We start from the raw sequence: 14,475 nt of genomic DNA on the forward strand, positions 1-14,475 counted from the left end.
AATGATGGATAACCAATTAAACTGGCCTAAAGATAATTTTGAGAATATTGAAACTGCATGGGAAGGTGATCTTTGGCATCGCCGTCGTTTAGGAGAGCAGCTTACAAGTTATGTTGATCGCTTAAACTGCGGTGCTGTTCTTGCTTTGGATGCACGATGGGGTGAGGGTAAAACGTGGTTTGTTCGTAACTGGGCGAAACATTTAGATGATACTCAGCATAACGTGATTTATTTGGATGCGTTTGCAAATGATTATTTGGAAGATCCTTTTTTGGTTATTGCATCTGAAATTGCTTCAAAGTTAGATAAAACAGCCGAAAATAAGCCCTTAGTGCATAAATTTAAGAAAGCAGCAGCAGTTATGCAACAAGGACTTTTAACCTTAGCTCCAACACTCATTGCTTCAATGATTAGCTGTGCTTTAACTGGTGGGCTAATTCCACTGATTAAAATTGATAGCGAGAAAATTACAGATAAACTTGATGATGCAATTGATAAAGTAACAGAAAATATTGGAGAAAAAGTTACTGAGGCAATTCAAGCTAAGATTGATAGTTATGAAGAAGAGAAAAACTCCATAATTGCTTTTAAAGCAACATTGGCACAGTTAGCAGAAAATTTAGATAAGCCTTTAGTCTTTATTATTGATGAATTGGATCGATGCCGCCCTGATTTTGCAATACGTTTAATTGAGAGGATCAAACACTTTTTTGATATTAGAAAAATAGTTTTTGTATTGGTAATGAATAAAAACCAACTTATAAATGGTATTCAGCATATTTATGGATATGACAATGAGAGTTCGAAAATATATTTAGAAAAATTTATCGACTTTGAGATTCCCTTGAGAAATCAAGTAAATATTCTGGATAAAAATAAATCTAATTTAGAAGTAATTTCAAAATTATTAAAATTGGTGGGAGAAGAGTCCGTAGATATTGCTTTAGTCGTGCTACTTAGTATTAGTAAAGATATATCCACACGGGAACTTAAGAGGAAAATTAATCTTTATGCTTTATTAAAAAAAGAAAAATTAGAAAATAATATTTTTATCGCTTTGGGAGTAATTAAAGGGGCAAGGGATTTATTGCATGATATGGAACGCATTGCTGTGTTAATAATGAAAATGAAGCAAGGTAATGAAAATGTTTCTGGTCTAAATATGGCTCATTTTAATATAGAAAACTTTAAAGAAATAGTTGAGAAAGAGTTTAATGTTGAGTTATTGATAATTAATGATTATCTTGAACACGTAAGTGCGATGGAAGACTTACGTACCCGCTATCAGCATAATACTTATGAAATAGAATATACTAAGTTTTTAAATAAATATGCATTTAAGCCGTCAGAAGAAATGCAATATCATTTATTCCAGCAGCAATACTTTAACTATATCGAAAACAGTGTATGGCTAGAGGATTAATCAATCTTAAAATAATTTATCAATAGTTCTACATCATCAGTCTGCAACTGTTCCCGCATATTTAAAAACTGCTTTTCATCTAAGTCATAGAGCTTAAGGGAAAGTAGTTTTTTGATATCTTCTTCAGGAAAGCGATATTTAATTACTTTAGCAGGGACTCCGCCGACAACAGCATAAGGTGGCACATCTTTAGTCACCACCGCACCAGTAGCTACTACAGCACCTTCACCGAGTGTAACACCTTGCATAATCATCGCACGTGAGCCGATCCAGCAGCCATCACCAATGATTGTGTCACCCGCAGGGACAAAACTCCGTGTATCAAACGGAAATGCCGAAATCCAGTCTGTGCGGTGGAGTTGGTTACCGCCCATCATAATCACGCATTCTGCGCCAAAACAGACAAAATTACCGATATGTAACTGGTCTATCGGCTTTTCAGCTGTTGCAGGTTTATCGTGCAAATAACGCACCACACAGCGCTCAAAACCTTGATCCCAATATGCAGAATAATATGAATAATTACCTTTGATGTGAATATTAGGGTTCTTCACTGTTTTAGAGATGAACTCAAATTCACACCAATGATTTACAGGTGAATTAATCAATTTTTCAGACATAAACAGTACAACTTAAAAAGGGTAAACCATTATAACCAATTGAACTGATGTCATGCGTCGTTCATTCCTATTAAAAATCAATCGCTAGACCGAAGTGTTTGTAGGGAGGTTTGGGATCCGAGCAATGACTTTAATTTCAAAATCAAAACCTGCAAGCCAATTAACACCTATTGCTGTCCAGTTTGGATAAGGCTTTTGTGTAAACACCTCATTTTTAACTTTCATGATGACTTCAAATTGCTGTTCAGGGTTTGTATGGAAGGTGGTGACATCGACAATTTCATCGAAAGTACAGCCTGCCGCAGCGAGAGTATGGCTAAGATTCTGGAATGCTAGTTTTACCTGTTTCTCAAAATCAGGTTCAGGACTGCCATCTTCACGGCTACCGACCTGGCCTGATACAAAGAGTAAATTTTCCGATTTAATAGCAGCAGAGTAACCATGCTGTTCATACAAGGCATGGCGATCTTGGGGAAATATTGCAATTCTAGTCATGTTTATTCTCATTCAATATCTGGTTTTAAAAGTGGGGGGAAAGCAGCTTTATTTTTGACATACGTATCGTATGTCAACATAATTGACATACGCCTGGTATGTCAATTAAAATTTTTGTGATGATGAGGTAATCAAAGCAATGTCTGTTCGTGAAAAAAAAATGGCGGCAACCCGCAAGAAACTGATTGAAGTGGCACGCCGTACGTTTGCTGAGTATGGCTATGCAGACACCTCAATGGATAAACTCACGGCAGAAGCAGGGCTGACCCGTGGTGCGCTGTACCATCATTTTGGCGATAAAAAGGGCTTATTTGCTGCTGTGGTTAATCAAATTGATTCAGAAATGGCTTTATCTGCCCAGAAGTATCTGGAGCAACCCGAAGATCTTTGGGAGGGGTTGATGCTTGAGGGGAAAACCTATATTGAAAATGCCTTGAATCCTGAGTTTCAGCGAATTGTATTACGCGACGGACCTGCGGTATTGGGTGATCCTGCGCATTGGCCGAGTCAAAACAAATGCTTGAAGTCTACACGTGAATGCGTAGAACAGTTATTGGCAGCAGACCGAATTAAAGCAGTGAATTCTGAAGCGGCAGCCATATTTTTAAATGGAGCAGCCATGAATGCGGCGCTTTGGGTGGCTTCTAGCAAGAATCCTGAGCAGGTGTTGTCAGAAGCATTACATGCCTTTCAACTTTTTGCATCAGGATTATTAAAAGAAGGATAGAGCAGGGGTATAATAATTATTTGTCTGATTATAAAAAACCCCTCAAAAGAGGGGCTTAAAATTGCTATCTTAATGAATTAAAGATATTCAACTTTAGAAACTTCGTACTCAACTTCACCTTGTGGTGTGTTGATTTTTACATCGTCGCCTTCATTTTTACCCAAAAGACCACGAGCAATTGGAGAGTTCACAGAGATTTTGTTGATTTTAAAATCTGCTTCGTCATCACCAACGATTTTATAAGTCTTTTGTTCTTCAGTATCTAAGTTCTCAATGGTCACAGTCACACCGAAAACCACACGGCCATTTTGCTCAAGTGATTTAACATCAATCACTTGGCAAGCACCCAATTTACCTTCGATATCTTGGATACGGCCTTCACAGAAACCTTGTTGCTCGCGAGCAGCGTGGTATTCAGCGTTTTCTTTCAAATCCCCATGTTCACGCGCTTCAGCAATTGCTGCAGTAATACGTGGACGATCAACACTTTTAAGTTGCTGTAATTCTTTCTCTAGGGCAATTTTGCCTTCGGGAGTCATAGGATAACGTTGCATTGTTGTCCCTCATGTTTGTAAAAAGAAAAAATCAGTAAAATTTTTACTGACCTAGAAATGAAAAAAAGCCCGCCACCGAGAGGTGGCGGGACTTCTCGGTAACTTAATTAACCTTTAGTAAGGTCTTGTAAGCGGTATACATCCATTGGCAATTTGATTGCTAAAGCTTGGCATACTGCATCAGCACCGTTAAGGGTAGTTGTGTAATACACTTTACCTTGTAATGCAGAACGGCGGATCGAGAATGAATCTTCTTGAGCCTGTTTGCCTTCAGTTGTATTGATAATGAGGTGAACTTCGCCATTTTTCAAGCGGTCTACGATATTAGGACGGCCTTCAGTCACTTTGTTCACACGTTCACATTCAATACCAGCATCTTTAATCACATCATAAGTACCGCCAGTAGCGATCACTTTGAAGCCAAGATCTGTCAACTGTTTCGCAATACCAACAGCACGAGGCTTGTCAGAGTGACGAACAGATAAGAATGCATGTTTTACTTCGCCTTCCGTTGGTAGGCCTGGTAAACGGTCATTAGAGCCTAACACAGCTTTATAGAACGCTTCACCAAATGTTTTACCTACACCCATCACTTCGCCTGTAGATTTCATCTCAGGGCCAAGAATTGGGTCAACACCAGGGAATTTGTTGAATGGGAACACCGCTTCTTTTACAGAAAAGTGTTCAGGAATAATCTCTGTAGTGAATCCTTGAGATTCTAGGGATTGACCTGCCATACAACGTGCAGCAACTTTTGCTAAAGATTCGCCGATACACTTAGATACGAATGGAACTGTACGTGATGCACGTGGGTTCACTTCTAAGATGTATACGTCAGTACCTTTAACCGCAAACTGTACGTTCATCAAACCAATTACGCCAAGCTCTTTCGCCATAGCGATGGTTTGGCGGCGCATTTCGTCCTGAACTTCTTTAGATAAAGAGTACGGAGGAATAGAACATGCTGAGTCACCTGAGTGAATACCCGCTTGTTCGATGTGCTGCATGATACCGCCGATCACAACGTCTTTACCGTCAGATACGCAGTCCACGTCAACTTCAATCGCATCGTCTAGGAAGTGGTCAAGAAGTACTGGCGCTTCATTCGATGCTTGAACTGCATCACGTAGGTAGCGTTTCAATTCGTCATCGTTGTATACGATTTCCATCGCACGACCACCAAGTACATACGAAGGACGTACTACAAGTGGGTAGCCAACTTTAGCAGCTTCTGCCATACCTTCTTCAGCAGATTTTACAATGCTGTTGTTTGGTTGACGAAGTTGCAGACGTTGAATCATTTGTTGGAAACGTTCACGGTCTTCTGCACGGTCAATTGCGTCTGGTGATGTACCGATGATTGGTGCACCAGCTTCTTCTAAAGCACGAGCCAATTTAAGCGGAGTTTGACCACCGTACTGAACGATAATGCCTTTTGGCTTCTCGATACGAACGATTTCAAGTACATCTTCCAAAGTAATTGGTTCGAAGTACAAACGATCTGATGTGTCGTAATCTGTAGAAACCGTTTCAGGGTTACAGTTCACCATGATGGTTTCATAACCGTCATCACGCATTGCAAGCGCCGCGTGTACACAGCAGTAATCGAATTCGATACCTTGACCAATACGGTTTGGGCCGCCACCGATGACCATGATTTTGTCACGGTTCGATGGGTTTGCTTCACACTCTTCATCGTAAGTTGAGTACATGTAAGCTGTGTCAGATTCAAACTCTGCAGCACATGTATCTACACGTTTGTAAACTGGAGTTACACCCAAGTTCCAACGGTGTTTACGGAATTGTTTTTGTGAAATGCCCATCAAGTCCGCAATGCGAAGGTCAGATAAACCTTTGCGTTTGAACGAACGGATGTTGTCAGCGTTCAAATCACCAAAACCTAAAGTTTTGATTTGATTTTCAGTTTTGATGATGTCTTCGATTTGAATCAAGAACCAACGGTCAATTTTGGTTGCTTCAAATACTTCATCAAGAGTGAAACCGTGACGGAATGCATCGCCTACGTACCAAATACGCTCTGGACCAGGAACTTTCAATTCAACAAGAATTTTCTCACGTGCGCCTTCAGTGCCCACAGCGATTTTTTCGTCAAAACCACATGCGCCCACTTCAAGACCACGAAGTGCTTTAGACACAGACTCTTGGAAGTTACGGCCAATCGCCATTACTTCACCTACAGATTTCATCTGAGTCGTCAAAGTTGCGTCAGCTTGCGGGAATTTCTCGAAGTTGAAACGAGGAATTTTCGTTACAACATAGTCGATCGCAGGTTCGAAAGATGCAGGGGTTGTACCGCCAGTGATGTCGTTTTTCAACTCATCAAGGGTATAACCGACAGCCAATTTCGCCGCGATTTTCGCAATTGGGAAACCAGTTGCTTTAGAAGCAAGGGCAGATGAACGAGAAACACGTGGGTTCATCTCGATCACAACCATACGGCCGTCTTTCGGGTTGATACCGAACTGAACGTTCGAACCGCCAGTTTCTACACCAATTTCACGAAGTACCGCTAAAGATGCATTACGTAAAAGTTGGAATTCTTTGTCTGTCAATGTTTGCGCAGGAGCAACAGTGATTGAGTCACCTGTGTGCACGCCCATTGGATCAAAGTTTTCGATTGTACATACAATGATACAGTTGTCGTTTTTGTCACGAACAACTTCCATTTCGTACTCTTTCCAACCAATTAAAGATTCATCGATCAATAGTTGGTGAGTAGGAGAGAGGTCGAAACCACGTTCACAGATTTCAATGAACTCTTCACGGTTGTATGCGATACCGCCGCCTGAACCACCCATCGTGAATGATGGACGGATAATCACAGGAAAGCCGAAACGTGCTTGGATTTCCAAAGCATGTTCCATGTCTTCTGCAACATCAGCGCGAGGGCATTCCAAACCAATTTTGCGCATTGCGATATCGAAAAGTTTACGGTCTTCCGCTTTTTCGATTGCTTCTTTCGTCGCGCCAATCAATTCAACATTGTATTTTTCTAAAATACCGTTGGCATCGAGTGCAAGGGCGCAGTTCAATGCTGTTTGACCACCCATTGTAGGAAGAACTGCGTCTGGGCGTTCTTTCTCAATGATTGCAGCTACAGTTTGCCAAGTAATCGGCTCGATGTAAGTTGCGTCTGCCATCGCAGGGTCTGTCATAATGGTCGCTGGGTTAGAGTTCACCAAAATAACACGGTAGCCTTCTTCACGAAGGGCTTTACATGCTTGCGCACCTGAGTAGTCAAACTCACATGCCTGACCGATCACAATCGGACCAGCACCAATAATTAAGATGCTTTTAATGTCTGTACGTTTAGCCATGATGCTTCCTTAATTACTTCTTAGATGCTTCGATAAGTTCGATGAAATGATCGAACAGTGGTGCGCAGTCATGTGGACCAGGGCTTGCTTCTGGGTGGCCTTGGAAACTGAACGCAGGTTTGTCTGTACGATGAATCCCTTGAAGAGTTTGGTCGAACAGTGATTTGTGCGTAGCTTTCAAGTTTGCAGGAAGAGTTTCTGCATCCACTGCGAAGCCATGGTTTTGCGAAGTAATCATCACAATACCAGTTTCCATGTTTTGAACAGGATGGTTGGCACCGTGGTGGCCGTGAGGCATTTTCACAGTTTTTGCACCTGAAGCAAGTGCAAGAATTTGGTGACCCAAGCAAATACCAAATACTGGTACATTGCGAGCATCTTCTACAATTGTTTTTACAGCTTCAATTGCGTAGTCACATGCAGCTGGATCGCCGGGGCCGTTCGATAAGAACACGCCATCTGGATTCAATGCAAGTACGTCAGCAGCAGGAGTTTGCGCAGGCACGACAGTCAATTTACAACCGCGGTCTGCGAGCATACGTAAGATGTTGGTTTTGACACCGTAATCGTATGCAACAACATGGAATTTAGCTTCAGGCTGAGAGAAACCTTTACCTAATGTCCAAGAACCTTCAGTCCATTCAAAGCCTTCAGGGTCACAGCATTCTTTTGCAAGGTCTAAACCATTTAAACCACCAAAAGCGCGTGCTTTAGCTAAAGCTTCTTCTTCTGTAATGTTTTCGCCAGCAAGGATACAACCATTTTGTGCACCTTTTGCTCGCAGAATACGCGTTAATTTACGTGTATCGATGTCTGCAATAGCAACAACATTGTGTTGTTCAAGGTAATCACCAAGTGATTGCTCAGCACGGAAGTTGCTATGCAATAAAGGTAGGTCACGAATGATCAATCCGTTAGCCCATACTTTATGAATTCGACCTGACTCAGCGTCTTCATCATTACAACCTGTGTTACCGATATGTGGGTAAGTTAGTGTCACAAGTTGTTGTGCATAACTAGGGTCAGTCAAAATTTCTTGATAGCCAGTCATTGCTGTATTAAAAACGACTTCACCAGTCGTACTACCCGATGCGCCAATAGAAGTACCTTTAAAGATAGTTCCGTCGGCAAGGGCTAAAATTGCTGGGGTGCTCAAACCAAAGCTCCTGAAATTTAGGCTGTAAAAAAGCGAGAAGACGAAAAAAAAGGAAGGCTGCTTAAAAACCTACCCTCCTTACATCTGCTCGCTTGAACTTAACACGGCATTATACGCAGAAAGCCACTGAAAGTCCATCGTAAATATCAGGAATAAAGCAGATAAAGCGCTTGCATTTTAGAATAAAGTTTGGTTTTGCAAAATCTTAGAAAAATGTAAGCAATTAATTATTGTCAGACAAATCATAAATTAAAATTTATCAAAAAGCGCTAATGTGGGTCGGTCAGCAAAAACTATAGGTACAAAGTCATGGCAACACAACAAAAACAAACAGCGGCTAAAACCTCCCTGAAAGAAGTCGTTATCGAAGGTGCTGAAAAGCTTGAACAAGTTGCAAAAGAGGCAAGTGTTCAAGCCACAGAAGCGGTCACTGAAAGCAAAGGAAAGATCGGAGCAGAGGCAAAGCAGTTGAATGCCAGTGTGCAAGATCAATTGCGTCAGTTGAAGCAAGATGTATTGAATAAACTTGATCAGTTAAAAGTTCAGTTTGGTTCATCGCAAAAAGATTTTAGCGAACTCAAAGAATTTGTGAAAACTGAGTTTAATACTGTTATTGATGATCTTTCAAAACTTGGAAAAGAGCTGAAAGAAGATGTGACCCAAATTTCAGGAAAGCACAAAGATCATCTAACAGAAACATTTAAGCGTTCTAAGGAACATACTTTGGAAGCGTGGAAAAAAGTTTCACCAGTGAAAGCTGAAGTTACGGATCAAACCACAGATCTTAAAAGTTAATTGTGAATGACATGAATTTTAAAACGCTTGAGCTAAGTCTAGTCATTCCAGGGAGCTGGATTCGGTGAGAGCGAATTAAACTTCAATTTAACGCTAAATATGCAAAAGGGAGTCATTAATGGCTCCCTTATTGTGAATGGTACATTTAAGTCCAAAATACTTATTTAAAATAAACAGGCAATAAAAAAGCAAAAGATCGTACTTTTGCTTTTTATCGAAGATCAAAACATCAAATGGTTTAGAACTGATGTAGCCAATCACGCTTGTTGTGAAAGTCAGCATTTGGACTACTATGCTGCATGGCATAGTACTGTTCACCTTGAGGGGTTTTCAGTACTGCAGTTAGACCAATATAGAGATCTTCCCATTTAAGTTTGTACTTCAGCATAAATTCTGTCAGATCAAGACTGACATTTAAGCCATAGTGCGTCCGTTTCAACTGATTCAGTTCAATATCGTAAGCAGCTTGTGGCGGCATATCTTCTGGATAGCGATATTCTTCAAACTGGTAAGCCTGCCAAGCTTGTGAAGGGGAGAGGTTGATTTCACGATAAAAGTCTTCATTGTGTACACCAATAAAAACTTCTAAGCAGGTCTGTTCCCACAAAAAATCGATTCGTGGGTGAGCTGATACCAATTCTGGCCATTGAATCAGTTGGTTTGGGTCTCGAATCCAATAACCCACATTTAAAGTATATGGGCTTTGTTGTTCGATAGCACCAACGACTGATACAGCCTGAAAGCGACGATCAAAGGCGCAGAGTTCGAAACTTGCCATAAATGCTTAGTTAGACAGGTGTGCGTAGCGAACAAGGTTAGACAGTTTTGCATTTTGTTTTGCCGCTTTGCGGTAAATCAAAGCAATCTTACCAATCGTTTGAACAACTTCAGAACCTGAAACAGTCGCAATTTCAGTAATCATTGCAGCACGAGCTTCACGGTCTTCTGCCACAACTTTTACTTTAATTAACTCATGGTCGTTTAACGCACGGTTTAATTCTTCAACAACGCTTTCTGATAAGCCTTTGTCCGCAACCATTACAACTGGGTTTAGGGTGTGACCAATTTGACGTAAGCGTTTACGTTCTTGAATAGATAAAGCCGCCATAAATATAACCTAATTTTAAAAACGACCTAGTATAGCAAAATCAAAGTTGAAGCGCTGTATTTAATCGGCATTTTCTCGATGAAGATTATTGAAAAAAACATGATTTAAGATGCTTTTTAGATACACATGTCTACTGCAAAAGTGCTGAATTTCACGTACAATCAAGACTGAGAAGTTTTTTTTATTTAGAGAGTTATGGCTACCCGCATTACTAACCAGAAATTATCCAAAAGTAGTCGTGACTGGATGCGTGAGCATCTTGATGACCCCTTTGTGAAAAAAGCACAAAAGGAAGGATATCGTGCGCGTGCCGCTTATAAATTGCTTGAAATTCAAGAAAAATACAAATTGATCAAGCCGGGCATGACCGTTGTCGACTTAGGTGCTGCACCAGGCAGTTGGTCGCAAATTGCCGGAAAACTTGTTGGTGACAAAGGTTTGGTTATTGCTTCTGATATTTTACCAATGGATGCTTTACCGGATGTGACCTTCTTGCAAGGTGACTTTCGTGAACAAGAAGTGTTCGATGAATTGTTAAAAATTTTAGATGGACGTACTGTAGACGTTGTAATTTCAGATATGGCCCCCAATACATCAGGTAATAAGGCTGTAGATCAACCGCGTCAGATCTATCTTTGTGAATTAGCAATCGACTTTGCTCAAAAGGTTCTTGGACCAAATGGACAGTTTGTTGTTAAAGTGTTCCAAGGTATTGGATTTGATGAATACCGTAAGCAAGTTGTAGACACATTTGATGTGCTGAAAACAGCAAAACCGGCGGCTTCACGTGCTCGATCTAAAGAAGTGTTTTTAATCGGGCAGGGACGTAAGAAAGCTTTCAAGTAAAGTTTACTTGCCAACTCGTTAAAAATTGTGCATTTTGTACGTTTTTAAATTATTGCGAAGCTACTCTGCAGCGTAAGTATTAGAGTCACCCATGTAAGTGGGATTGAACGAATTAGATAGAAATGGGAATAAAGCTTTGAGCGATCTTTTTAAGAATGCCGTGTTGTGGCTGGTTATCCTAGGCGTGCTGGTTTTAATCTTCAGCAACGTCAGTGACCGCAATCAACCGACCGCGATGAACTATTCTGAGTTCGTGGCAGCCGTAAATGCGGGTCAGATTAAACAAGTCACCATTGATGGCGAAAGAATTCGTGGCGAAAAATCAAACGGTTCAGAGTTTGAAAGTATCCGTCCTGCGGTTCAAGATCCTGAACTTATGCCGAACCTGATCAAGAACAATGTTGTTGTTGAAGGTACAGCGCCACAGCGTCAAAGTATTTTGATGCAACTTCTGATTGCAAGTTTCCCTGTTCTTTTAATCATTCTGTTATTCATGTTCTTTATGCGCAACATGGGTGGTGGAGCTGGTGGTAAGAATGGCCCAATGAGTTTTGGTAAGTCAAAAGCAAAAATGCTGTCTGAAGACCAAATCAAAGTGACATTTACTGATGTAGCGGGCTGTGATGAAGCTAAACAAGAAGTTGTTGAAATCGTTGACTTCCTAAAAGATCCATCTAAGTTCAAACGACTTGGTGCAAGCATTCCGAAAGGCGTGCTTATGGTTGGTCCTCCGGGTACGGGTAAAACTTTACTTGCTAAAGCGATTGCGGGTGAAGCGAAAGTACCGTTCTTTAGTATTTCGGGTTCTGACTTTGTTGAAATGTTCGTGGGTGTGGGTGCGTCTCGTGTCCGTGACATGTTTGAACAAGCAAAGCGTCATGCGCCATGTATCATTTTCATCGATGAGATCGATGCCGTTGGTCGTCACCGTGGTTCAGGTACAGGTGGTGGTAATGATGAGCGTGAGCAAACATTAAACCAAATGTTGGTTGAAATGGATGGCTTTGAAGGCAACGAAGGTATTATCGTTATTGCTGCAACAAACCGTGCTGACGTATTGGATAAAGCTTTACTTCGTCCGGGTCGTTTTGACCGTCAAGTGATGGTATCTCTACCGGATATTAAAGGTCGTGAGCAAATCCTGAATGTACATTTGAAAAAATTACCTTCTGTGACTGGTGTAGATGTTAAAGTCTTGGCACGTGGTACACCTGGCTTCTCAGGTGCTCAGTTGGCTAACCTTGTAAACGAAGCAGCACTGTTTGCTGCACGTCGTAACAAGAACACGGTCGATATGCATGACTTTGAAGATGCAAAAGACAAGCTTTACATGGGTCCTGAACGTAAATCGATGGTGATTCGTGAAGAAGAACGTCGTGCGACGGCTTATCATGAAGCAGGTCATGCGATTGTTGCTGAAATCTTGCCGGGTACAGACCCTGTGCATAAAGTGACAATCATGCCACGTGGTTGGGCACTGGGTGTGACTTGGCAGTTGCCTGAACATGACCAAACCAGCCATTACAAAGACAAAATGTTGAATGAACTTTCAATTTTGTTTGGTGGTCGTATTGCAGAAGAAGTCTTCATTAACCAAATGTCGACTGGTGCTTCAAATGACTTTGAACGTGCAACAAAAATGGCACGTGCAATGGTTACTAAATACGGTATGTCCGATAAAATGGGCGTCATGGTTTACGAAGATGACTCACAGCAGTCATTCATGGGTGGTTTAGGAAGTCGTGTGATTTCCGAAGCAACGCAGCTTGAAGTTGACCGTGAAGTTCGCCGTATTTTAGATGAACAATATAAAGTTGCTCGCGACATTCTTGAAAATAACAAGGATATTGCGCATGCCATGGTGAAAGCATTACTTGAATGGGAAACCATTGATCGTGATCAAATCCGTGACATTATGGAAGGTCGTGAACCACAACCACCAAAAGTGTACATCGCTGAAAATCCAGTGATTGATGTAACACCAACGGATGGTCCAGATGTTCCACCACCATTACCGTCATTGCCAAAAGCATAAAAATTTAAAACCACCTTCGGGTGGTTTTTTTATATGAAAATAAATGCATGTGAGCGAAATGCTGAGCAAACTTAGCGTTAAAATAAGCATAGCAAAATCTGGGATGTGTAATATGAAGTTGGTGTCTTTGCCGAATAAAATTTTAAACTGTGGTAATTTGCAATTAGATTTGTCAGAGCCACATGTGATGGGAATTTTAAATGTCACACCGGACTCTTTTAGTGATGGTGGCAAACACAATGGTAAAGACCAAGCTATAGCACATGCCTTACAAATGATTGCGGATGGTGCGACAGTGATTGATGTCGGTGGTGAGTCAACACGTCCGGGTGCATCTGTTGTTGAGGTTGAAGAAGAAATTCGACGGGTCGTACCCGTCGTTGAAGCCTTATCTAAACACAATGTAGTGATTTCTATCGATACCTCACAACCTGAGGTGAGTGAGGTAGCGGTTCAGGCAGGTGCGCATATCTGGAATGATGTACGTGCATTAACTCGGCCGAATGCCTTAGAAACCGCTGCAAAACTGGATATTCCAGTGATCATTATGCATATGCGTGGCGAACCTACCACGATGAATAATCTAGATCAGTATCAAGATGTCGTGGCTGATGTAATCGATGAATTAAAGCAACGTGTGCAAGATGCATTAGATGCAGGTGTACGTGCAGAAAACATTATGATTGATCCGGGTTTTGGTTTTGCTAAAAATGCGCAGCAAAACTTAAAGCTTTTACAGCAATTCTATCAATTGAATGACATGGGCTATCCGATCCTTTCGGCATTATCTCGTAAGCGTTTTATCGGTGAAGCACTTGGCGGTGCAGATGCACAAAATCGCGCAGTAGGCTCGGTTGCAGCGCATCTACTCAGCATTCAACAAGGTGCATGTATGGTTCGCGCACATGACGTCAAAGCAACGGTAGATGCGATACGTGTTTGGCAAGCCATGCAGAATGCAGTGTGATTTGAAAATACTGAATTCCAATAAATTTGGTGAATTGTAGTATTTGTGTTATATAAGCGCCCTGAATGTTTTGTGATAGAGTTTCGTATGTTTGCAGATTTACTGCTACCCATGTTTGATGATGAATATTACCCAGATGTGTTGGTTGCAGAGGTGAAGTTATTGGTTGTTCAATTTGCGAAGAAAATTGCAAAAGCAGATTTAAGTTCAACTGATATCTACCATTTTGCCAATGAAACGGTTGCACAGCTCAATAAGATGAAACCTCAATTTGAAGATTTAGATTCGTCTTTGGATGATACGGCTGCAGATTATATTGCAGAAGCCATGATGATGGTGCTGCAAGATGAAGGCCATATGGATATTGAAATGGAAGAGTTGGTTGCTAACCGAGAATGGTAATTGAACTTT

General features: G+C 41.1%; 14 protein-coding genes. 7 read left to right on the forward strand and 7 right to left on the reverse strand.

Translation table 11 applies throughout. From position 1 onward, the window contains the following. Position 1 precedes the first annotated feature (1 nt). On the forward strand, positions 2–1,423 hold the full coding sequence (locus tag FTT76_RS01480) for a P-loop NTPase fold protein (RefSeq protein ID WP_180048746.1): 1,422 nt from the start codon (positions 2–4) through the stop codon (positions 1,421–1,423). Here FTT76_RS01480 and FTT76_RS01485 read toward each other — a convergent pair. Both FTT76_RS01485 and FTT76_RS01490 read right to left on the reverse strand, forming a co-directional pair. Further along, positions 1,420–2,043, reverse strand: coding sequence for a CatB-related O-acetyltransferase (locus tag FTT76_RS01485; protein ID WP_180009716.1), 624 nt, complete (start codon positions 2,041–2,043; stop codon positions 1,420–1,422). The genes FTT76_RS01480 and FTT76_RS01485 overlap by 4 nt on opposite strands. An 84-nt stretch (positions 2,044–2,127) precedes the next feature. Further along, positions 2,128–2,538: a RidA family protein gene (locus FTT76_RS01490; protein ID WP_180005422.1), complete on the reverse strand. Its 411-nt coding sequence runs from the start codon at positions 2,536–2,538 to the stop codon at positions 2,128–2,130. Positions 2,539–2,677: 139 nt separating this feature from the next. On the opposite strand from FTT76_RS01490, the gene FTT76_RS01495 reads away from it, so the two are divergent. Further along, positions 2,678–3,265, forward strand: a complete 588-nt coding sequence (locus FTT76_RS01495; protein WP_180021942.1) for a TetR/AcrR family transcriptional regulator — start codon at positions 2,678–2,680, stop codon at positions 3,263–3,265. A gap of 77 nt (positions 3,266–3,342) precedes the next feature. On the opposite strand, the gene greA is transcribed toward FTT76_RS01495, so the two are convergent. The 3 genes from greA to carA all read right to left on the reverse strand — a co-directional run bounded on the left by greA (position 3,343) and on the right by carA (position 8,313). Then, a complete protein-coding gene (greA, locus tag FTT76_RS01500; RefSeq protein ID WP_078191345.1) occupies positions 3,343–3,819 on the reverse strand; it encodes a transcription elongation factor GreA in 477 nt (158 codons plus the stop codon). A 107-nt stretch (positions 3,820–3,926) separates the two neighbouring features. Beyond that, on the reverse strand, positions 3,927–7,157 hold the full coding sequence (carB, locus tag FTT76_RS01505; protein WP_180008915.1) for a carbamoyl-phosphate synthase large subunit: 3,231 nt from the start codon (positions 7,155–7,157) through the stop codon (positions 3,927–3,929). A gap of 13 nt (positions 7,158–7,170) precedes the next feature. After that, complete coding sequence (gene carA, locus FTT76_RS01510) at positions 7,171–8,313, reverse strand: glutamine-hydrolyzing carbamoyl-phosphate synthase small subunit (protein ID WP_168378093.1); 1,143 nt, start codon at positions 8,311–8,313, stop codon at positions 7,171–7,173. A 309-nt stretch (positions 8,314–8,622) separates the two neighbouring features. Between carA and FTT76_RS01515 the strand changes: the two genes are divergently transcribed. Then, complete coding sequence (locus tag FTT76_RS01515; protein ID WP_168378092.1) at positions 8,623–9,108, forward strand: hypothetical protein; 486 nt, start codon at positions 8,623–8,625, stop codon at positions 9,106–9,108. Positions 9,109–9,346: 238 nt separating this feature from the next. Here the strand turns inward: FTT76_RS01515 and FTT76_RS01520 are convergent, their stop codons facing one another. Both FTT76_RS01520 and FTT76_RS01525 read right to left on the reverse strand, forming a co-directional pair. After that, a complete protein-coding gene (locus tag FTT76_RS01520; protein WP_180008918.1) occupies positions 9,347–9,886 on the reverse strand; it encodes a DOMON-like domain-containing protein in 540 nt (179 codons plus the stop codon). Positions 9,887–9,892: 6 nt separating this feature from the next. After that, positions 9,893–10,216, reverse strand: coding sequence for a YhbY family RNA-binding protein (locus FTT76_RS01525; RefSeq protein ID WP_078191340.1), 324 nt, complete (start codon positions 10,214–10,216; stop codon positions 9,893–9,895). Positions 10,217–10,411: 195 nt separating this feature from the next. On the opposite strand from FTT76_RS01525, the gene rlmE reads away from it, so the two are divergent. From rlmE to FTT76_RS01545, 4 genes are all read left to right on the forward strand, one after another. Further along, a complete protein-coding gene (gene rlmE / locus FTT76_RS01530) occupies positions 10,412–11,062 on the forward strand; it encodes a 23S rRNA (uridine(2552)-2'-O)-methyltransferase RlmE (protein WP_078191339.1) in 651 nt (216 codons plus the stop codon). Between the two features lie 136 nt (positions 11,063–11,198). Continuing rightward, entirely contained in the window at positions 11,199–13,097 is a 1,899-nt protein-coding gene (gene ftsH, locus FTT76_RS01535; protein ID WP_078191443.1) for an ATP-dependent zinc metalloprotease FtsH, read from the forward strand. Positions 13,098–13,209: 112 nt separating this feature from the next. Beyond that, positions 13,210–14,064: a dihydropteroate synthase gene (gene folP / locus FTT76_RS01540; protein ID WP_218948504.1), complete on the forward strand. Its 855-nt coding sequence runs from the start codon at positions 13,210–13,212 to the stop codon at positions 14,062–14,064. Positions 14,065–14,151: 87 nt separating this feature from the next. Then, entirely contained in the window at positions 14,152–14,466 is a 315-nt protein-coding gene (locus FTT76_RS01545; RefSeq protein WP_078191338.1) for a DUF5713 family protein, read from the forward strand. Positions 14,467–14,475 lie beyond the last annotated feature (9 nt).

It is taken from the genome of Acinetobacter sp. YH01009 (assembly GCF_013420765.1).
Classification (GTDB): Bacteria; Pseudomonadota; Gammaproteobacteria; order Pseudomonadales; family Moraxellaceae; genus Acinetobacter; species Acinetobacter amyesii.